The following is a 20,001-nucleotide window of genomic DNA, read 5'->3' on the forward strand; positions in this document are numbered from 1 at the left end:
GTGTCCCGGAGCAGTGATCACTGCTCCGGGACACCGGCCCCTGGCCTGGACTTCCGGACGCGTCAGGAGTTGAGCTCCTCCAGCGTCCTTCCCTTGGTCTCGATCGCGAACCAGGCGATGCCCGCGCCCACCGCGGCCACCACGGCGAGCTGTGCGAAGACGAGGCCCAGGCTGCCGCCCGATCCGATGATCGCGCCCACGGTTATCGGGCCGAGAATGACGCCGAGCCGGTTCCACAGGCCGCCGAACGCCGCCCCCTTGGCGCGGTTGGACGTCGGGTACAGCTCGGGGGAGTACAGGTACAGCCCCGCGTTGATCGCGTAGAGGAAGAACGTCGTGCACGAGGCGAAGACGGCAACCTGAGCGCCCGAGGTCGCGCCGAGCAGGGCGAGCACGCCCAGCGAGAGCACGGTGCCGACGAGCGCGCCGATCAGGGCGGGCCTCCGGCCGATACGGTCGACCAGGAGGGCCACGACGAACGTGCCGAGCAGACCGGTGATGTTGCTGAGCAGGGTGAAGGTGAGTGCGGTGGTCAGATCCAGGCCGAACTGCTTCGTGTAGAGCGACGGCAGCCAGGTGGAGATGCCGTGGTTCACGTAGTAGGCAACGAACCACAGGCCCGACAGGACCGCTGTACGCCGAAGGTAACGGCCCCGGAACAGGTCGCGCAGGCGGCCCTGGGAGACCTCTTCGGGTACGTCGGCGGCGGGTGCGGGCAGCGGCTCGGCTGTGGCGCGGACGACCTCGGCCTCGATGCGGGCGATGGCCTCCTCGGCCTCCTGCGTACGTCCACGGGCCAGCAGCCAGCGGGGGGACTCCGCGACGTGGCGCGGAAGAACGGCGGCGATCAGTACCGGGAGCGTGCCGAGGAGGAACATCGCGCGCCAGCCGAAGTTGGGGACGACCCACACGGCGACCAGGGTGGCGGCCGCCAGTCCGGCCGGGAAGATCATCTCGTACAGCAGGACGAAGCGGCCCCGCTTGTCGGAGCGGGCTATCTCGTTGATGTACGTGGCCGCGACGGGCACGACACCACCGATGCCGAGACCCTGGAAGAACCGGAAGAGCGAGAAGGTCTCGATGCTGCCCGAGAAGGCGACGGCGAGGCTGGCCAGACCGGTGACGGCGACGCCCAGGGCGACAGTGCGCACCCGGCCGATCCGGTCGCCCAGCCAGCCCGCGGCCACGGCGCCGAGCAGCATGCCGATGGAGGCGGAGGTCACGGCGAAGGTGGCCTGGCCGGTGGTCAGGTGCCATTCCTTCATCAGGACGGGTAGTGCGGAGGCGGCCAGCAGCTGGTCGAACGCCTCGAAGAAGGTCACGGCGCCGATCAGGAACCGGACTTTGACGTGCCAGCGCGATTGCGGCAGTCGTTCAAGTCTCGCGGCTATGGAGCCGATGGCTGGCTTGCCGGCCACAGTCGTCATGGAGGGGTTCCTTCCGCGGGCAGAACAGTTGCGGAGACAGTAGGTTCCAGTATCTAAGCGGTCAATGGTTAAGAGCTTAGGAATCTCGCTCCCGGCAACTTGGTGTCCATCATCGACGCCACGGAGGGCGTGCTCAAGGCATGGAAGGCAACGATTTCGCCTTGAGGCCTTGCGGAAGAATAGTTAAGCGCTTAGATTTCTAGCACTTCGACGGTTCCGGGTGACGGCACACGCCAGTGCGTTCGCACCCGCAGCCCATCCCTGACCCCCACGTCGCCCGGAGGTACACCCGTGCCGCACTTCCCCACCGACATCCTGATCGCGGGCCAGTGGCGACGCGGTGCGGGCGCGCCCCTCGACACCGTCGACCCGGCGACCGGCCGCGTCCTCGCGACCGTCCACACCGCCTCGGCCGACGAGGTCGACGAAGCGGCCGAAGCCGCGGCGAAGGCAGCCGCGGACCCGGCCTGGCGGGACCTGCTCGCCCACGAGCGTGCCCGGCTGCTGTACCGCATCGCCGAGCTGACCGAACAGGCGGCCGACGACCTCGCCGCACTGCAGACCGCCGACACCGGTAAGACCCTCACCGAGACCCGCGCTCTCGCGCTCAGTGCGGCAGGCACCTTCCGCTACATGGCGGCGGCCCTGGAGAGCGCCGAGGACTCGGTCACGCCGTCCCGCGGCCCTTACGTCACCATGAGCGTGTACGAGCCGCTCGGCGTCGTCGGCGCGATCAACCCCTGGAACTCTCCCGTCGCCAGCGACGCGCAGAAGATCGCGCCCGCGCTCGCCGCCGGGAACGCGATCCTGCTCAAGCCGGCTGCCTGGACGCCTCTGGTCTCCCTCGCCCTCGGCCGGCTGATCACCCGGGCCCTCGACGAGTTCCACCTGCCCACCGCCCTGCTGTCGGTACTGCCGGGCAGCGGCCGGGTGGTCGGTGACGCCGTCGTACGCCACCCCCTCGTCGCCCGCATCGGATTCACCGGCGGTACGGAGACCGGCCGGTCCATCGCCACGATCGCCGCCCAGAAGCTCGTCCCCGCCTCGCTGGAGCTCGGCGGCAAGTCGCCGACGATCGTGCGTGCCGACGCCGACATCGAGCAGGCCCTGGCCGGCGTCATGTTCGGGATCTTCTCCTCCAGCGGCCAGTCCTGCATCGCCGGCTCACGGCTCTTCGTGGCCCGGGAGATCTACGACTCCTTCGTCGGTGAACTCGTCGAACGCGTCCGCAAGCTGCGCGTCGGCCCCGGCACCGAGCCGAGCACCCAGGTCGGCCCCCTGGTACACCACAGCCACCGCGACTCCGTCGCCGCCTACGTCGACCTCGCCCGCTCCGAGGGCGCACGGGTGCTGTGCGGAGGCTCGGCGCCCGAGGGGGAGCGGTACCAGGACGGCGCGTACTACCTGCCGACGGTCCTGGACGGACTGCCCAACACCTCCCGCACCTGCCAGGAGGAGATCTTCGGTCCCGTCCTGGTCGCCCTGCCCTACGACGACGAGGACGACCTGGTCCGCCAGGCCAACGACTCCGTCTACGGGCTGGCCTGCGGCATCTGGACCCGTGACCTGCAGGCCGCCTGGCGGATCGCCCGCCGGATCGAGTCCGGCACGGTCTGGATCAACACGTACAAGCAGTTCAGCGCCTCCACCCCGTTCAGCGGCTGGAAGGACAGCGGCCTCGGTACGGAGAAGGGCCGCGACGCGATCCGCGCCTACCAGCGCCAGAAGTCCCTGTACTGGGGCACCTCCGGCCACCCGCTTCCCTGGGCCAACTGACCCGGCACGCACGCCCGTCCGTCTGGAGAGACTGATGCACCAACCACCCCCCGGCCCGATCGCCCGGCTCCGCTCACTGCGCTACGTCGAGCTGCACACCCCGGCCTTCACCGAGACCGCCGACTTCTACGAAGAGGTCTGGGGCCTGGAGACCGTCGAGTCCGACACCGGCGCCCGCTGGCTGCGCGGCACGGGCGACGAGCACCACGTCCTCCACCTGGCCGAGCGGGAGCGGGTCGGCCTCGGCCGCCTCTCGTTCGCCGTCGCGACCCCTGCCGAGGTCGACGGGGCCGCGCGGCGCCTCGAGGCACGCGGCATCGTCCCCGTCTTCGGGCCCGGCCCGCTGGATCAGGCGGGCGGCGGCTACGGGCTGCGGTTCACCGATCCCGAGGGGCGCCTCATCGAGATCAGCGCCCAGGTCGAGGCGGTCGTCCCGCGCGGCCGGGACGGCGCCGTGCCCGTCGGGGTGACGCACGCCGTGCTCAACACCACCGACATCGACGCAGCCGTCACCTTCTACTGCGAGGTACTGGGGCTGCGCGTCTCCGACTGGTCCGAGCACCAGATGGCGTTCCTGCGCTGCAACAGCGACCACCACTGCATCGCGTTCAACCAGGCCGAGTGGACCTCCCTGAACCACGTGGCCTACGAGATGACCTCGGTCGACCACTTCATGCGGGGCCTCGGCCGGCTCCGCCACCATGGCATCACCCCCCAGTGGGGCCCCGGCCGGCACGGCCCCGGGAACAACACCTTCTCCTACTTCACCGACCCGTCCGGGCTGGTCTGCGAGTACACCTCCGAGGTCGCCCAGATCGTCGAGGACGCCTGGATAGCCCGGGTGTGGCGGCGGGTGCCGGACCTGTCCGACCTGTGGGGGACGGCGGGACCGCCGTCCAAGGAGATCCGCTGCCACATGGCGGGCGCGCCGGACCCCGGCCCGCTCGCTCCCCTCGACGCCCAGGAGGCCACCGCATGAGCACCGTACGCAAGGTAGGCATCGTCGGCTGGGGCGCGATCGGCCGGGTCGTCGGCACCGCCCTCGCCGAGGGCCGGGTGGGTGGCGCCGAGCTGGTGTGCGTCGTCGACAACCGCCCGCTCGGTGAAGCCGCACCGGCACGGCAGGCCACCTTCGAGGAGGCCCTGGAGGCCTGCGACCTGATCGTCGAGGCCGCGGGCCAGGGCGTCGTACGGGAGTGGGGCGAGCGGGTGCTGGAATCCGGCACCGATCTGCTGATCGCCTCCACCGGGGCGCTGACCGACGAGGACCTCGCGAAGCGGCTGCTCGCGGCGGGACCCGGCCGGGTGTACTTCACCGGCGGTGCCGTCGGTGGTCTCGACCTTCTCCAGGCGGCACGGTCCCTGGGGCCGCTCGACGAGGTCCGCCTCACCACCACGAAGCTGCCCTCCACACTCGAACAGCCCTGGATGGACGAGGAGTTGCTGACCCGGATGCGGTCGGCGACCGGACCGGTCGTGGTCATGACGGGCACCGCCCGCGAGATCCCGGTCAAGTTCCCCAAATCGACGAACGTGGCAGCGTCCGTCGCACTGGCCGTCGGCGACCTGGACACTGTGCGGGTCCAGGTCGTCGCCGACCCGGCGGCGCACCACACGCGCCATGTGATCGAGGCGTCCGGCGCACACGGTGCGTATCGCTTCGAGGTCGCCCACCTGCCCGACCCGGGCAATCCGGCCACCAGCCAGGTGGTGCCGTACGCGGTCCTGCGCAGCCTCGCCGCGCTCGCCGGACAGACGGGCCAGATCCTGTGAATGCCCGCGACGAGGTCCGGTTCGACGTCCATGTCGAAGAGGCCGGTGACCAGGGCCCCCTGCTGCTGTGCCTGCACGGGATCGGCTCGTCGTCGGCAGCGTTCGCCCCGCAGCTCGCCGAACTCTCCTCGTACGTGCGGGTCGTGGCCTGGGACGCGCCCGGCTACGCCAAGTCGCCCGACCCGGAGGGCCCGCTCGGCCTGGACGACTTCGCGGACGCAGCAGCCGCTCTCATCCGTGAGCGCGCCTCGACCGCGCACGTCCTCGGAGTGTCCTGGGGCGGCGTGATCGCGCTACGGCTCGCCGCCCGCCACCCGGAGCTCGTCGCCTCGCTGATCGTCGCCGACTCCAGCGCGGGCTCCGGCACGGACGAGGCGAAGGCGAAGGGCATGCGGGCCCGGGCCACCGAGCTGGCAGAACTCGGCCCGCGCGCCTTCGCCGAGGCCCGCGGACCGCGGCTGGTGTCGCCCGGCGCCCCCGACGAGCTGGTGCGCCGGGTCGTGGACACCATGGCCGCCTCGGTACGGCTGCCGGGCTACGCGTACGCAGCCGAGTCCATGGCCGCCGCCGACCTGCGCGCCGAACTCCCTTCGATCGCCACGCCCACCCTCGTGCTGTGCGGCGAGCAGGACCGGGTCACCGGCATCGAAGCGAGCCAGGTCATCGCCGGAGCCATCCACAAGACCGCCTACGTGATCGTCAAGGACGCCGGTCACCTGGCCAACCAGGAGCAGCCGGGCCACTTCAACGCCTGGGTGCTCTCCCACCTCCGTATCACCGCATCGATCCCCGCATAGGAGCCTCCACCATGCCTCTGACCACCGACGCGTACGACAACGGCGACGACCTCTCCGCGTACACCGACTCCCTCATCGCCACCAAGGCCTCCCGCGTGGCGGACTTCGACACCCTCTCCTTCCAGGAGAAGGCCGGCGCACAGTTCCGCCGCGGCCAGATCCGCTACGTCGGCTCGGGTGCCACCGGCAACCACGAGAGCGACAGCCGGATCCTCCCGTCCGGCGGGTTCACCTTCTCCAACATGCTGCTGCCGCCCGGCGCCGAGGGCCCGGCCCACACCCACCACGACGTCGAAGAGGCCTTCTTCGTCCTGGAGGGCGAGGTCAAGGTCGGTATCCACCGCGGCCCCGACGAGGCCGAGTACCGCACGCTCGGCTACCGCGACATGATCGTGGTCCCCGCCGGCGTGACCCGTTCGCTCAAGAACGAGGGCGACACCGACGCCCTGTTCTGCGTCGTCATCGGCACGCAGAAGCCGCAGGTGCCGACCTACCCCGAGTACTCGCCGATGCACGGCGTCACCCGTGGCTGACCAGTCCCCGGCCGACGCACGCACTGTCGTCGTCACCGGTGCGGGCCGTGGCCTGGGACTGGCCATGGCCCGCCGGGCAGGCGTCGACGGCTTCCGGGTCGTCGTCGCCGAACTGGAGCGGGAACGGGGCGAGCACGCCGTCGCGGAACTGTGCTCGGAGGGCATCGACGCCCGCTTCGTACGCTGCGATGTCGCCGACCCCGCCTCGGTGGCCGCGCTGGCGGCCGCCGTACGCGAGATCGGCCCCGTGTACGGCCTGGTCAACAACGCGGCCCTCGCCAACGGTGTGGGCGGCAAGGAGTTCCAGGACATCGACATCGAGGTGTGGGACCGGCTGATGGCGGTCAACGCCCGCAGCCCGTGGCTGGTGTCGAAGGCCCTGTACCCGCTCTTCGCGACACCGGGACGGATCGTCAACATCGCCTCGGACGCGGCCCTGTACGGATCTCCCCGCCTCGCCCACTACATCGCCTCCAAGGGTGCGGTCATCGCACTCACCCGGGCCATGGCACGCGAACTCGGCGACAAGGGGATCACCGTGAACGCGATCGCCCCCGGACTCACCGAGTGCGAGGCGACCGAGGGAGTGCCCGCCGAACGGCACGACCTCTACCGCATGAACCGGGCCATCTCCCGCCCGCAGCAGCCGGACGACCTCACCGGGATCGTCTCCTTCCTGCTCGGCGAGGAATCCCGCTACCTGACCGGACAGGTGATCGCCGTCAACGGCGGCTTCACCATGAACTGAACTGCAGGAGACACGAGTTATGGATCTGGGACTCGCCGACCGCACCATCGTGGTCACCGGCGGCAGCTCGGGCGTCGGCCTGGCCACGGTCCGCGCCCTGCTCGACGAGGGAGCCCGCGTCGCCACCTGTGGCCGTGACGCCGACCGGCTCGCCAAGGCGGCGGCCGACCTCGGCGCCGGACACGACCGTCTGCTGACCGGAGTCTGCGACGTCCGGGACGCGGGCGCCGTGGACGACTTCGTCCGCCGCACCGCCCAGGAGTTCGGCGGTATCGACGGACTCGTCAACAACGCCGGACAGTCCCGGATGAAGGGTCTCGACGACTCCACCGCCGAGGACTGGCGCGACGAGCTGGAGCTGAAGTTCGCCGGCGTACTCAACCCCCTGCAGGCCGCGCGCCCGCACCTCGCCGCCTCCGGCGCGGCGAGCGTCGTCAACATCAACGCGGTGCTCGCCAAGCAGCCCGAGCCCCGGCTGATCACGACGAGCGCCGCCCGGGCGGGCATCCTCAACCTCTCCAAGTCCCTGTCGGTCGAACTCGCCGGCGAGGGCATCCGGGTCAACTCCGTCTGCCTCGGTCTCATCGACACCGGCCAGTGGACGAGGCGCTACGCCGCCGCGGACTCCGGCCGGACCTACGAGGAGTGGCAGGCAGAACTGGCCGCCGACCGGGGCATAGCCCTCGGCCGCCTCGGCCGGGCCGAAGAGGTCGCGTACGCGGTTCTCACACTGCTCTCCCCCCTCGCCTCGTACATCACCGGCACCAGCATCGACGTCTGCGGCGGAGTCGGCCGCTCCATCCTCTGAGGAGACACCATGCGTTACGACAACGGAGGCGATCTCCTCGTCACCGTCCTGCGGGAACTCGGCATCGACACCGTCTTCGGCATCGTCAGCGTGCACAACCTGCCGCTCGTCGAGGCCGTCGACCGTGAACTGCGTTTCGTGCCCGTGCGGCACGAGGCATCCGCCGTGAACGCCGCGGACGCCTACGGGCGCGCCCGGGGCACCCTCGGCTGCGCACTGACCTCCACCGGCACAGGAGCCGGCAACGCGGCCGGATCGCTGATCGAAGCGCTCAGCTCGGGCAGTTCCGTCCTGCACATCACCGGCCAGGTGGAGAGCGAATTCCTCGGCAGCGGAAGGGGTTTCATCCACGAGACCAAGGACCAGCTCGGCATGCTGAGCGCGGTCTCCGCCTACGCCGCGAGTGTCCCGGACGCCGAGCAGGCGGGCCGGATCCTGCGCGAGGCGGCCCGCGCGGCGCTCACCGCGCCGGGCGGCCCGGCGAGCGTGGAGTGGCCGATCGACCTCCAGTTCGCGGCGCAGACCGACGAGCCGGCCGAGCTCCCCGCATCCGCCGTCCCGGCTCCCGCGGAGGCTGAACTTGCCGCAGCCGGCGCCCTTCTGGCCACCGCCCGCCGCCCCCTGATCTGGGCAGGCGGCGGTGTGGCAACCGCCGGCGGCGAGCTGGCCGGGCTGCTGGAGGCGACCGGAGCGGGACTGCTGACCTCGAACTCCGGGCGCGGCGCGGTGCCCGAGGACCACGAGCAGGTCATCGGCAACTTCGCCACCACCCCCGCGGTGCGCGCCCTGCTCGCCGACGCGGACGTGCTGCTCACCATCGGCACGCACTTCCGCTCGAACGAGACCGCCGACTACACGCTGGAACTCCCCGGGGCGCACATCCAGATCGACATCGAGGAGGACGCGCTGGGCCGGGTGTACCCCGTCGCCCACGCGCTGCACGGCGATGCCGCCGCCACTCTGGCCGCTCTGCTGCCCCACGCCCGGCCCGCGGAGAGCGGCTGGACGGACCGCGTCGGCGCCGTACGCACCGAGGTGCGGGCGCTCCTGCACGACAACATCGGACCGCAGGCCGCGATCTGCGACGCGATCCGCGCCGCGCTGCCCCGCGAGGCGGTCGTGGCGCGCGACGTCACGATCCCCTCCAGCAGCTGGGGCAACCGGCTGCTGGAGATGTACGACCCGCGGGACAACGTCTTCCCGCGCGGCGGCGGCATCGGACAGGGGCTCGGCATGGGCATCGGTGCGGCGCTCGCACGGCCCGACGCGCCCACCGTCGTCATCGCCGGCGACGGCGGACTCGCCGTCCACCTCGGTGAGCTCCTCACCCTTGCCCAGGAACGGCCCCGGCTGACCCTGATCGTCTTCAACGACGGCGGTTACGGAGTCCTGCGCAACATGCAGGACCGCTACAGCGAGCGCCGCTCCGGGGTCGACCTGGCCACTCCCGACTTCGAACTGCTGGCCCGCGCCTGCGGGTTGCCGTACCTGCGGATCGCATCCGAGGAGCACGCCGGCCCGGTGCTCGGTGAGGCCATCGCCTCCGGAGGACCCACGCTCGTCGAGGTCGATCTGACAGCACTCGGACCGATGAAGGTCCCGTTCACCCCACCCGTGAGGATCCCGGGCCAGTAGCCCGGTCGCGTGTACTGCCGGTAAGGAGGCAACAGGCCATGAGCGAGCATTCGCTGCAGCTGGTCGTCCATCGAATGACCTGGGAGGCGGAGGGTGTACTCTCCGTCGAACTGACCCACCCCGACGGCAAACCCCTGCCCGCCTGGACGCCCGGCGCGCATCTCGACGTCCACGTCGGGGGCCAGGTACGCCAGTACAGCCTGTGCGGCGACCCGAGCGTGCCGGACGTCTACCGCATCGGCGTGCTCAACGAACCCGCCTCGCGGGGCGGTTCGCGGTTCGTGCACACACAGCTGCGCCCCGGGCAGCCCGTCACGGTCTCCGAACCGCGCAACCACTTCCTGCTGGAGGACGCCGACGCCTACCTGTTCGTCGCCGGAGGCATCGGGATCACTCCGCTGCTGGCGATGGCCAGGGAGGCGACCCGCAGGGGTTCCGCGTGGCGGATGGTCTACGGAGGCAGGGGACGGGCGTCCATGGCGTTCACCTCGGAACTCGCCGCGCTCGGCGGTGACGTCACGCTCGTCCCGCAGGACGAACTGGGCCACATCGACCTGGACGCCGCGCTCGCGGACCTGCCCGACGGCACGCTGGTGTACTCCTGCGGTCCCGAACCCCTGCTCGCGGCCGTCGAGGCGCGCTGCCCCGAGGACCGGCTGCACCTGGAACGGTTCGCCGCACCGACGGTGGAACGCGCAGGTGACGACGAGGAGTTCGAGGTCGAGTGCCGCACCTCGGGCGTGACCCTCACCGTCGGCGCCGGTACCTCGATCCTCGACGCCGTCGAGGGCGCCGGGATCGACGCACCGAACTCGTGCCGCGACGGGATCTGCGGGTCCTGCGAGACCCGGGTGATCGAGGGCACCCCCGACCACCGCGACTTCCTGCTCAGCGAGGCCGAACGTGCCACCTGCGCCACGATGATGATCTGCGTCTCGCGATGCGCCTCACAGAGTCGGCTCGTCCTCGACCTGTGACACCTTCCCCCACACCTTCAGGAGACACCGTGAGCGACACCTGGCCGTACCTTGACGTCCACCAGTCACGTACCCACGAGCCGACCCCGTACGAGTACAAGCTGGCCGCAACCCTCGAGGACGTCTTCACCGAGGCGGGCCACGAGCTGAGCGACGTGGTGCGCGGACTCAACGCCCGCCAGGTCCACGCCGGCGACGGCACACCGTGGACCGAGGAATCCTTCCGCGCCGAGATGAACCGACTGGGAGCCTGACCATGACGCTGTCGTCCTCCGCCACGGCGGACCACATCTACGCCACCGGCCTGCGCAACCAGTGGCACCCCGTCGTCCCCTCGCACTTCGTCGCCCCCGGCGCGATGCGCAAGGTGACCGCGCTCGGCGAGCAGTGGCTGCTGTTCCGCCGCTCCGACGGCGCCCTGTCCATGCTCGCCGACCGCTGCCCGCACCGCGGTGCACCGCTGTCGCTCGGGAAGCACCTCGGTGACCGCGTCGCCTGCTGGTACCACGGTGTCGAGGTCGAGCCCGACGGGACGGTCTCCTCCGTCCCCGGGCTGCCGGGCTGCAGCCTGGAGGGCAAGAAGCTGGTCACCTCGCTGCCGGTACGCGAGGTCGCGGGCGCGATCCTCGCCTACTTCGGCGACGAGGAGCACCCGGAGCCGGCGGAACTGACGCTCCCGGAGCCGCTGACGGATCCCGAGGTGGACGCGTTCCTGTGCTACGCCGAGTGGAACTCACCGTGGCGCTACGCCGTGGAGAACCTGCTCGACCCGATGCACGGCGCCTTCCTCCACCATGATTCGCACACCATGTTCGACGGTGACACGACGGCCAAGTTCCGTATCCGGGAGACCGCGCGCGGCTATTACTTCGAGAAGACCGACCAGCGCGGCGTCAACTTCGACTGGGTGGAGCTGTGCCGCACCGGGGTGGACTGGTTCGACCTGTCCATCCCCTACCCGCCGTCGGCCGGCCCCGGCGGGCCGTTCGGGATCGTGGGCATGGTCTGCCCGGTGGACGAGCAGCGCAGCGGCGTCTTCTTCTGGCGCTACCGCCGGGTCGAGGACTGGCAGCGCGCGTCCTGGCGCTTCCTCTACCGGACGCTGATCGAGAAGCGCCACTGGGAGGTCCTGGAGCAGGACCGCGTCATGCTGGAGGCCATGCCGGTCGACGCCGACCAGCAGGAGAACCTGTACCAGCACGACCTGGGCGTGGTGCGGCTGCGCCGGCTGTACCGTGCGGCGGCCGAGGCACAGTCGTCGGCGGGCGCCTGAGGGCGCCGCACAGCGGCGGGTGCCGGGCGCGACGGGCAGGGGGCGCGACGGGCGGGGGGACCGCGCACGCGGTTCCCGGCCCCGCTGCTGCTCGTGCCCGCCGGCTCCGGAGCGACGGCCCGCTCGTGGACGACTCCCCGCTGACCGGGCCGGCCCGCTCAGAATTCGACAGGCTCGCGAATCAGCGGGCAGGTCATGCAGTGACCACCGCCGCGGCCGCGGCCGAGCTCCGCACCGACGATGGTGATGACCTCGACCCCGGCCGCGCGCAGCAGATCATTGGTCTGGGTATTGCGGTCGTAGGTGAAGACGACCCCGGGTTCGAGAGCCACGGCGTTGTTTCCGCTGTCCCACTGCTGGCGCTCGGAGGCGTACACGTCCCCGCCCGTCTCGATCACCCGAAGAGCGGGCAGGCCGAGGCTCTTGGCCACCACTTCGACGAACGGGCTCGAACCCTCGTCGGTGATCTCCACGCCCGGTGACGTGTCGCTGGGGCGGAGCGAGAACGTGTGGACCGCGTCCATGATCTTCGGATAGAGGGTGACGATGTCGCGGTCGGCGAAGGTGAAGACGGTGTCCAGGTGCATCGCCGCCCTCAGTTTCGGCATGCCCGCCACCACGACGTGCTGGGCGGCACCGTTCTTGAACAGGGAAGCGGCGACCTGGGTGATGGCCTGCCGGGAGGTGCGTTCGCTCATGCCCATGAGGACGACGCCGTTGCCGACGGGCATGATGTCACCGCCCTCGAAAGTGGCGCTGCCCCAGTCGAGTTCGGGATCGCCCCACCAGACCGTGTTGCCGGCGAAGTCAGGATGGAAGCGGTAGACCGTCTTCATCAGCAGCGTTTCGTCATGACGGGCGGGCCAGTACAGCGGGTTGAGGGTCACCCCTCCGTACAGCCAGCACGTGGTGTCGCGCGTGTACAGGGTGTTCGGCAGCGGCGGCATGAGGTATTCGCGCGCCCCGGTCGACTCGCGGGCCAGACCGAGGTAGCCGGAGCGGTACTCCCCGGGCAGGTCGGTGGTGGCCAGGCCACCGATCAGGTACTCGGCGAGCTGCCGGGGTTCCAGGGATTCCAGGTAGGCGCGGGTGGCGTCGATGAGTCCCAGGCCGACCTCGTTGGCGGTGATCTTGCGGTCGAGGAGCCATGACTTCGCCCCGGGCACCTCCAGGGTCCGGGCCAGCAGGTCGTGCAGTTCCACGACCTCGACGCCGCCCTGCTGGAGCTTGCTGACGAAGTCGGCGTGGTCACGCTGCGCGTTGTCCACCCACATCACATCGTCGAAGAGCAGCTCGTCGGCATTGCTGGGGGTGAGCCGGCGGTGTGCGAGGCCGGGTGCGCAGACCAGTACCTTGCGCAACCTGCCGACCTCGGAGTGGACACCGTGCACGGGACCTGCGCCGGTGTCGGTGGTCTTCGTCATGGGTGCTGCCTTTCGGTCGTGTGCGGTGTTCCTGCTCGGAGGAGGACGGTCCGGATGCGCCCGGGCTGTCAGAGGCTGATCCAGCCCGCGGCCAGGGCGATCACTCCGATGACGGCTCCGACGACGGAGACGGCGCAGATGACGAGTTCAACCGGCGAGAACACCTGGCGCTTCTGCTCCCGTCGGGCCATCGCGAACAGGATCGTGGCCGGGGCGTAGATGATGAAGGAGACCAGTACGAACTTCAGGCCGGCCGCGTACAGCAGGAACGCGGTGTAGAGCGTTGCCACGAGGCCGATGACGAGGTCACGCCCGCGGCCTGTTCCGGCCGTCAGTTCGTCGGGCCGCACCCTGACCTTCACTGCGAACGCCGCCGCCAGCAGGAACGGAATCAGGGTCAGGGCGCTGGTCAGGTCGAGGGCGAAGTTGAACGCATCGTCCGAGAAGAGGGTGACGACGAGGACCACCTGGGACAGCGCGGTGGTCATCAGCAGTGCGGGCACGGGCACATCGGCGGAGTTGTGCCGGCGCAGGAAGCGCGGCATGTCGTCATCCTTGGCGGCCACGAAGAGCACTTCCGCCGCCATGAGGGTCCAGGCGAGGTAGGCGCCGAGCACGGAGACGATCAGCCCGACGCTCACGAAGACCATGCCCCAGGTCCCGACAGCATCCTCCAGCACGCCGGCCATGGACGGCTGGCGGAGATCGGCCATCTCGGCCATCGGCATGATGCCGTACGACACGATCGTGACCGAGGCGAAGACGGCGAAGACGCTGAGAAAGCCCAGCACGGTGGCCCGCCCGATGTCCTCCCGGCGCTTGGCGTGCCGTGAGTAGACGCTGGCGCCCTCCACCCCGAGGAAGACGAACACCGTGGCCAGCATGGTGCCGCGCACCTGGTTGAACAGGGAGCCCGCGTAGTCCGCGCCCCCGAAGTTGTCGGCGAAGACACCCGCATCGAAGTAGAACAGCGCGAGGATGACGAAGACGATGATCGGAACCACCTTGGCCACGGTGACCACCCTGTTGATCGCGGCGGCCTCCTTCACGCCCCGGCGGATGAGCAGGTAGAAGGCCCACAGGCCGAACGAGGACAGCACGATGGCGAGCAGGGTGTCGCCGTCCCCGAGCGCAGGCCAGATGGATCCGACCGTCGACATGATCAGAACCCAGTAGGTCACATTGCCGACGCAGGCGCTGGCCCAGTAACCGAACGCGGAGAAGAAGCCGAGGTACTCGCCGAATCCGGCCTTGGCATAGGCATAGACACCGGCATCGAGATCGGGCCGGCGCACGGCGAGCGTCTGGAAGACGAAGGCGAGCATCAGCATGCCCGTACCGGCGATGGCCCAGGCGATCAGCGCCCCGGCGACACCGGTCTCCTGTGCGAAGCGGGACGGCAGCGAGAACACCCCGGCGCCGACCATCGAACCGACCACCATCATGGTCAGCGTGAGCAGCGTCATCTTGACCGCGTTGCTGGAGCCCTGGACGGCATCGGTCCCCGTGTCGGAGCTTGTCATGTCTTCCCCTCGTGCGAGACAGATAGGAGAACTGGCCGGATATCAGTGAGCGATGGGGGTGCGCACTTCGCCGAAGGCAGGCGGGACCTTTTCGATCTTGAAGCCGGTGATGCCGTACAGGACGCTGAGCAGGGGGCTGGCGTAGTTGAAGACCGCGAACGGCAGATAGGACAGCGTCGCCACGCCGAGCACCGCGCCCATGAACGCGCCGCAGGAGTTCCACGGGACCAGCGCGGACGTCACCGTGCCGCTGTCGGCTGTCAGCCGGGAGAGGTTGGTGGGTGCGAGAGACCGCTTCTCGAACTCGAGGCGGAACACCCTGGCCGGCAGGACGAGCGCGATGTACTGGTCGCCCGCGACCACGTTGAGGCCGAACGCACACGCGAAGACCGTCACGAACAGTCGGCCGGTGGACTTCGCCGAGCGGATGAGCGGGTCCACGAGCCGTGCGATCAGGCCGAATTCCTCCAGGATCGCCCCGAAGGTGACCGCGCCGATGATGAGCCACAGGGTCAGCAGCATGCTGTCCATGCCGCCGCGGGACAGCAGTTGGTCGATGACGGGGATCCCGGAGTCGATGGTGAATCCGTTCGCCATCGCCAGCCAGATCCCCTTCACCGACTCGACGACGAGGTTGCCCGTGCCGGCGACGAATCCCCGCATCACATCCGGCTGCAGGAACGCGCCGAGAACGCCGGCGAAGAGCGCCGAACAGGCGAGCGCCAGTGAGGGCGGCACCTTGCGGACGGACAGGACGGCCAGCAGGGCAAGGGGCAGGAGGTTCAGCGGGGTGATGTGGTAGATGTCGCCGAGACTTGCCAGCTCGATCTCCTTGCCCACCGGGTTCCGCACCTCGGGGCCTTTGACCAGCCCGATCACCAGGAACACGACGAGCCCGATCACGAACGCGGGCACGGACGTCCATGCCTGACGCTTGATGTGCTCGTAGACATCCACCCTGACCATCTGGGCGGTCAGCACCGTGGTCTCCGACAGAGGGGAGAGCTTGTCACCCAGGTACGCTCCCGAGATGACCGCTCCGGCGGTGATCGCCGTGGAGACGCCGAGCATGTCCGCCACCCCGACGAGCCCGACGCCGATGGTGCCCGCTGTCGTCCATGAGCTGCCGATGCTCATGGCGACCGCACCGCAGATCACGGTCGTCGCCGCGTAGTACCAGCTGGGCGACAGCACCTGGATGCCGTAGTAGACAAGCGTCGGGATCGTCCCCGACAGGTTCCAGACACCGATCAGTGCGCCTACGGCCAACAGGATGAACACCGCACTTGTGATCGATGACAGCGCCCCCTGCCCCGCCTTCTGCACGGCCGACCAGCTGTGCCCGTTCTTCAGTGCCACCAGAGCGGCCGTCATGGCACACATGATCAGGGCCACCTGGACAGGCCCGTCCAGTGCGTCCAGACCGAACAGTGCCAGCGCGCCGGCCACCAGCACGGCAAGAACCACCAGCGGAGTGATCGCATCACCGAGAGACGGGCGACGCACAGGGCGCCCCTCATAGGACCCCGGCTTCTCGCCATCCATACTGCTCACACCACCGCCCAGTCGCACGAGGCCGTTAGAGGCCTAACGGACTTTAGCGACAATATGGACTTCGTGTCTGCTGGGTGGGTGGTTTTCAGGGCCGGGCCGGTCGCGGTGTACGGGAATCCTGGTGGGCCGCGGGCGTTGAACCAGGCGTGAGCCCTTCGATCGAAGCGACCCGTTTCTCGTTCCTGGACCGCTCCCGCACCCGAGAGGGATACGACGGCCGGCAGGCGCTGCGCGACACCGTCCGGCTGGCCGGCGTGGTCGAAGCGCTCGGCTACCACCGCTTCTGGGTTTCCGAACACCACAGCGTGCCGGGTGTGGCCGGCTCGGCGCCGACCGTGCTGGCCGCCGCCGTCGCGGCCGCAACCTCCGCCATCCGTGTGGGTACGGGCGGAGTGATGCTCCCCAACCACCAGCCGTTCGTCGTGGCCGAGCAGTTCGGCGTGCTCGCCTCACTGTTCCCCGGGCGGATCGACATGGGTCTGGGACGCTCGGTGGGCTTCACCGACGGCATTCGCAGGGCGCTGGGCCGTGACAAGGAGGATGCCGACGACTTCGCCGGACAGCTCTCCGAGCTCCTCGGCTGGCTGGACGGCACCCAGCAGGCCCACCCCCAGGTTCATGCCCGCCCCGCCGAGGGCCTGCGCATACCCCCGTACGTCCTGGCGACGGGCGAGGGCGCCGCGATTGCCGCTGCGGCCGGGCTCCCCCTGGTGGTGGGCGATCTCCGCGGCCGGGAAAAGCTGCTGCGCGCAATCGATGGCTATCGCCGAGAGTTCCGCCCCTCCGCCTGGGCCCGGGAACCGTATGTGGTCGTGGCGGGGACGATCGCCGTCGCCGGGACGGCGGAGGCCGCCCGGCGGCTCCTGATCCCCGAGGCCTGGTCCATGGCGTACGCGCGCAGCCGCGGCTCGTTCCCACCGCTCGCCCCCGCCGAGCGGGTCGAGGGGCTGGCGATGACGGAGAAGGAGCGAGGGCTCTTCGAGAGCGGGCTGCGTGGCCACCTCGCGGGCACCGAGGAGACGGTCGCGGCCGAACTCGAACTGGTCATCAAGGAGACGGGCGCGGACGAAGTGCTGGTCACCACGAGCACGTACGACCGTGAGGCGCTCGAGGACTCGCTGCGACGGCTCGCGCGGATCGCAGGCCTGGGCTGAGCGGCCCACGGCACCCCCGGTGCCCCGCCGGGAGCACCGAGAGCGCGGGGCGACCGGGGTGTCGAGTGGGCTACTCGAACCGCGCGGTGTCACCCGCCCCGCGGCGTACGATCTCGAGTTCGCCGCTCGAGAAGTCGATGACCGTGGTCGGCTCGGTGCCGCAGTCGCCGGAGTCGAGCACGACGTCCACCACGTGGTCGAGGCGCTCCTTGATCTCCCAGCCCTGCGTCATCGGCTCGTCCTCGTCGGGCAGCAGCAGCGTGCTGGAGAGCAGCGGCTCACCGAGCTCGGAGAGGAGGGCCTGAGCGACGGCGTGGTCGGGAATCCGGACGCCGACCGTCTTCTTCTTCGGGTGCAGCAACTGCCGCGGCACCTCTTTGGTGGCGGGGAGGATGAACGTGTAACTGCCGGGCGTCGCTGCCTTGATCGCCCGGAAGACGTCGTTGTCGATCTGCACGAACTGCCCCAGCTGTGCGAAGTTCTGGCACACCAGGGTGAAGTGGTGGCGATCGTCGAGGTTCCGGATCGACCGGATCCGCCCGATGCCGTCGCGACTGCCCAGCTGGCATCCCAGGGCGTAGCAGGAGTCCGTCGGGTACGCGACGAGCGCACCGGACCGGATGCTGTCGGCCACACTGCTGACGGTGCGCCGCTGAGGATTATCGGGGTGTACGTCGAAATACTTCGCCATTCGCCGAGTCTAAGGGCTAGCGGTCTTTCGTTTGGATCAGGCCGGATCAGTGAGCGGGGTCTGGTGCCGTGGATCGCAAGGCGGAGGAGGGAGGCATAGCGGAGCCATGCCTCCCGACGACAACGCGGCGAGGTGCGGCACCAGGGCACGCGAGCCCGGCAAGATCCAAACGAGAGGCCCTAGGGGCAGCCGCATTCGGCTGCAGCAGGTACCGACCGCAGCGACCCGGACAGCACCGCGCCCCCGGAGCTCGCCGAGGAGCTCCGGGGGCGCGCGGCTCGCGGTCAGGCTCCGGACGCCTCCAGCATGGCGGCGCGCTCGACGACCTTGATCCGCTCGCGGCCCTGCTCGGCGCCCAGTGCCTGCTCATGGCCGTCCAGGCGGTGCCAGCCCTCGCGGGTGGTGTAGCGGACGCCGCGCTGCTCGAGGAATTCGACGACCGCATCCGGCTCGGGCTGGGCGGGGGCGGGCAGCCGTCCGGCGGTGTGGTCCTCCAGGAGGCAGGCGACCGTCTCGTTGGCGTCGCCCTTGGTGTGCCCGATCAGGCCGATCGGACCACGCTTGATCCACCCGGTGACGTACACCGAGGACATCGGCTCCTCACCGCTCAGGACTCGTCCGGCGGCGTGCGGGACGGTGCCGGAGGCCACGTCGAACGGCAGCTTCGGGAGCTCCTCCGAGTAGTAGCCGACCGCGCGGTAGACGCTCTGCACGTCCCAGTCGGTGAAGCGGCCTGTGCCCCGGACGTTGCCGGTGCCGTCCAGCTCGGTCCGCTCGGTACGCAGGGCGGCGACCCGGCCGTCCTCGCCCAGGATCTCCACCGGGGACTCGAAGAAGTGCAGGAACAGCTTGTGCGGGCGGTCGCCCGCGTCCCGGATCGCCCAGTTCTCCAGCGTGGAGGCGACCATGTTGGCCTGCTTGTTCTCCCGCCGGGTAGCGATCGAGCCGTCGTCGTAGTCGATGTCCTCCGGGTTGACGATGACCTCGATGTTCGGGGAGTGGTCCAACTCGCGCAGCTCCATCGGGCTGAACTTTGCCTGGGCCGGACCCCGCCGCCCGAAGACGTGCACCTCGAGCGCCTTGTTCGCCTTCAGGCCCTCGTACACGTTCGCCGGGATCTCCGTGGGGAGCAGCTCGTCCGCCGTCTTGGCGAGCATGCGTGCCACGTCGAGGGCCACGTTGCCCACGCCCAGCACGGCGACCTTCTCGGCCCCCAGGGGCCAGGTGCGCGGCACCTCGGGGTGTCCGTCGTACCAGGCGACGAAGTCGGCGGCGCCGTGGGAGCCATCGAGGTCGGCCCCCGGTATGTCGAGGGCGCGGTCCGCGTCGGCGCCCGTGGAGAAGATCACGGCGTCGTAGAAGGACCGCAGGTCGTCCAGGCCGATGTCGTTGGGGTAGTCGACGTTGCCGAACAGCCGCAGCTGCGGCTTGTCCAGGACCTGGTGCAGGGCCTTCACGATGCCCTTGATCCGCGGGTGGTCCGGCGCCACGCCGTAGCGGATCAGGCCGAAGGGGGCCGGCATGCGCTCGAACAGGTCGATCGATACACCCGGGTCCTGGGCGGCCTCGGATTTGAGCAGCGCGTCCGCTGCGTAGATTCCGGCAGGACCGGCTCCGACGATGGCGACGCGGACGGGGCGTGTCATGGAGTGTTGTTCCTTTGGGCGGGCGAGCACGGACAGAGTGCAGCGGAGTAAGGCTTGACTTACTTCGCTCCGCCCCACGGTATGCCCTGCGCCCGAGCGACCCTGGAGCGGGGCAAGTGTGCAATTCGGATATAAGTGTGTATACAGACCTCAAAGGTGCGCGATTATGTGAGCGGATACCTCGTGAGCCCCGTGCGGGCACCCGGACGCGACCCGTCCTCCGGTGTCCCGCGTGCCCCGGACCTTCCGGGGAAGGGTCAGG

Annotated in this window: 18 protein-coding genes; 12 read left to right on the forward strand and 6 right to left on the reverse strand. The window is 69.9% G+C overall.

The window, feature by feature from the left end; translation table 11 throughout:
- Positions 1 to 62: 62 nt before the first annotated feature.
- A complete protein-coding gene (locus ACFWBQ_RS25740) occupies positions 63 to 1,427 on the reverse strand; it encodes an MFS transporter (RefSeq protein ID WP_385497366.1) in 1,365 nt (454 codons plus the stop codon).
- A 291-nt stretch (positions 1,428 to 1,718) separates the two neighbouring features.
- Here ACFWBQ_RS25740 and ACFWBQ_RS25745 point away from each other — a divergent pair, with 291 nt between their 5' ends.
- Genes ACFWBQ_RS25745 through ACFWBQ_RS25795 form a run of 11 tightly spaced genes read left to right on the forward strand, consistent with a single transcriptional unit; the run spans position 1,719 to position 11,747 of the window.
- The gene (locus ACFWBQ_RS25745) at positions 1,719 to 3,203 is read left to right on the forward strand and encodes an aldehyde dehydrogenase (RefSeq protein WP_385497373.1); all 1,485 of its coding nucleotides are present in this window, start codon (positions 1,719 to 1,721) and stop codon (positions 3,201 to 3,203) included.
- A gap of 34 nt (positions 3,204 to 3,237) precedes the next feature.
- Positions 3,238 to 4,182: a VOC family protein gene (locus ACFWBQ_RS25750; protein ID WP_385497378.1), complete on the forward strand. Its 945-nt coding sequence runs from the start codon at positions 3,238 to 3,240 to the stop codon at positions 4,180 to 4,182.
- Positions 4,179 to 4,976: an aspartate dehydrogenase domain-containing protein gene (locus ACFWBQ_RS25755; RefSeq protein ID WP_385497384.1), complete on the forward strand. Its 798-nt coding sequence runs from the start codon at positions 4,179 to 4,181 to the stop codon at positions 4,974 to 4,976. Before ACFWBQ_RS25750 ends, ACFWBQ_RS25755 begins: the two co-directional genes overlap by 4 nt.
- Positions 4,973 to 5,773 (forward strand): alpha/beta fold hydrolase, encoded by an 801-nt coding sequence (locus ACFWBQ_RS25760; RefSeq protein ID WP_385497389.1) that lies wholly within the window; start codon positions 4,973 to 4,975, stop codon positions 5,771 to 5,773. The genes ACFWBQ_RS25755 and ACFWBQ_RS25760 overlap by 4 nt, the downstream gene beginning before the upstream one ends.
- An 11-nt stretch (positions 5,774 to 5,784) precedes the next feature.
- Positions 5,785 to 6,306 (forward strand): cupin domain-containing protein, encoded by a 522-nt coding sequence (locus ACFWBQ_RS25765; protein WP_053930186.1) that lies wholly within the window; start codon positions 5,785 to 5,787, stop codon positions 6,304 to 6,306.
- Complete coding sequence (locus ACFWBQ_RS25770; RefSeq protein ID WP_385497398.1) at positions 6,299 to 7,054, forward strand: SDR family oxidoreductase; 756 nt, start codon at positions 6,299 to 6,301, stop codon at positions 7,052 to 7,054. The genes ACFWBQ_RS25765 and ACFWBQ_RS25770 overlap by 8 nt, the downstream gene beginning before the upstream one ends.
- A 19-nt stretch (positions 7,055 to 7,073) precedes the next feature.
- Positions 7,074 to 7,862, forward strand: a complete 789-nt coding sequence (locus tag ACFWBQ_RS25775) for an SDR family oxidoreductase (protein ID WP_385497404.1) — start codon at positions 7,074 to 7,076, stop codon at positions 7,860 to 7,862.
- 9 nt (positions 7,863 to 7,871) lie between these two features.
- On the forward strand, positions 7,872 to 9,497 hold the full coding sequence (locus ACFWBQ_RS25780; RefSeq protein WP_385497412.1) for a thiamine pyrophosphate-binding protein: 1,626 nt from the start codon (positions 7,872 to 7,874) through the stop codon (positions 9,495 to 9,497).
- Between the two features lie 38 nt (positions 9,498 to 9,535).
- Entirely contained in the window at positions 9,536 to 10,474 is a 939-nt protein-coding gene (locus tag ACFWBQ_RS25785) for a PDR/VanB family oxidoreductase (protein ID WP_385497416.1), read from the forward strand.
- A gap of 29 nt (positions 10,475 to 10,503) precedes the next feature.
- Complete coding sequence (locus ACFWBQ_RS25790; protein ID WP_385497419.1) at positions 10,504 to 10,728, forward strand: recombinase-like helix-turn-helix domain-containing protein; 225 nt, start codon at positions 10,504 to 10,506, stop codon at positions 10,726 to 10,728.
- Between the two features lie 2 nt (positions 10,729 to 10,730).
- On the forward strand, positions 10,731 to 11,747 hold the full coding sequence (locus tag ACFWBQ_RS25795) for a Rieske 2Fe-2S domain-containing protein (RefSeq protein ID WP_385497427.1): 1,017 nt from the start codon (positions 10,731 to 10,733) through the stop codon (positions 11,745 to 11,747).
- A 158-nt stretch (positions 11,748 to 11,905) separates the two neighbouring features.
- On the opposite strand, the gene ACFWBQ_RS25800 is transcribed toward ACFWBQ_RS25795, so the two are convergent.
- The 3 genes from ACFWBQ_RS25800 to nhaC all read right to left on the reverse strand — a co-directional run bounded on the left by ACFWBQ_RS25800 (position 11,906) and on the right by nhaC (position 16,200).
- Positions 11,906 to 13,171 carry an arginine deiminase gene (locus tag ACFWBQ_RS25800; protein ID WP_385497431.1) on the reverse strand — a complete coding sequence of 422 codons (1,266 nt, stop codon included), beginning with the start codon at positions 13,169 to 13,171 and terminating at the stop codon, positions 11,906 to 11,908.
- A 68-nt stretch (positions 13,172 to 13,239) separates the two neighbouring features.
- Positions 13,240 to 14,694: a basic amino acid/polyamine antiporter gene (locus tag ACFWBQ_RS25805; protein ID WP_385497437.1), complete on the reverse strand. Its 1,455-nt coding sequence runs from the start codon at positions 14,692 to 14,694 to the stop codon at positions 13,240 to 13,242.
- 42 nt (positions 14,695 to 14,736) lie between these two features.
- Positions 14,737 to 16,200 carry a Na+/H+ antiporter NhaC gene (gene nhaC / locus ACFWBQ_RS25810; protein WP_385497441.1) on the reverse strand — a complete coding sequence of 488 codons (1,464 nt, stop codon included), beginning with the start codon at positions 16,198 to 16,200 and terminating at the stop codon, positions 14,737 to 14,739.
- A 194-nt stretch (positions 16,201 to 16,394) separates the two neighbouring features.
- On the opposite strand from nhaC, the gene ACFWBQ_RS25815 reads away from it, so the two are divergent.
- Positions 16,395 to 17,402 carry an MsnO8 family LLM class oxidoreductase gene (locus ACFWBQ_RS25815; RefSeq protein WP_385497447.1) on the forward strand — a complete coding sequence of 336 codons (1,008 nt, stop codon included), beginning with the start codon at positions 16,395 to 16,397 and terminating at the stop codon, positions 17,400 to 17,402.
- A 70-nt stretch (positions 17,403 to 17,472) separates the two neighbouring features.
- Here the strand turns inward: ACFWBQ_RS25815 and ACFWBQ_RS25820 are convergent, their stop codons facing one another.
- Both ACFWBQ_RS25820 and ACFWBQ_RS25825 read right to left on the reverse strand, forming a co-directional pair.
- Entirely contained in the window at positions 17,473 to 18,093 is a 621-nt protein-coding gene (locus ACFWBQ_RS25820; RefSeq protein WP_385497456.1) for an L-threonylcarbamoyladenylate synthase, read from the reverse strand.
- A 284-nt stretch (positions 18,094 to 18,377) separates the two neighbouring features.
- The gene (locus ACFWBQ_RS25825; RefSeq protein ID WP_385497463.1) at positions 18,378 to 19,739 is read right to left on the reverse strand and encodes an FAD-dependent oxidoreductase; all 1,362 of its coding nucleotides are present in this window, start codon (positions 19,737 to 19,739) and stop codon (positions 18,378 to 18,380) included.
- Positions 19,740 to 20,001: the final 262 nt, after the last annotated feature.

It is taken from the genome of Streptomyces sp. NPDC060035, from assembly GCF_042736635.1.
In the GTDB taxonomy this organism is placed as follows: Bacteria; Actinomycetota; Actinomycetes; order Streptomycetales; family Streptomycetaceae; genus Streptomyces.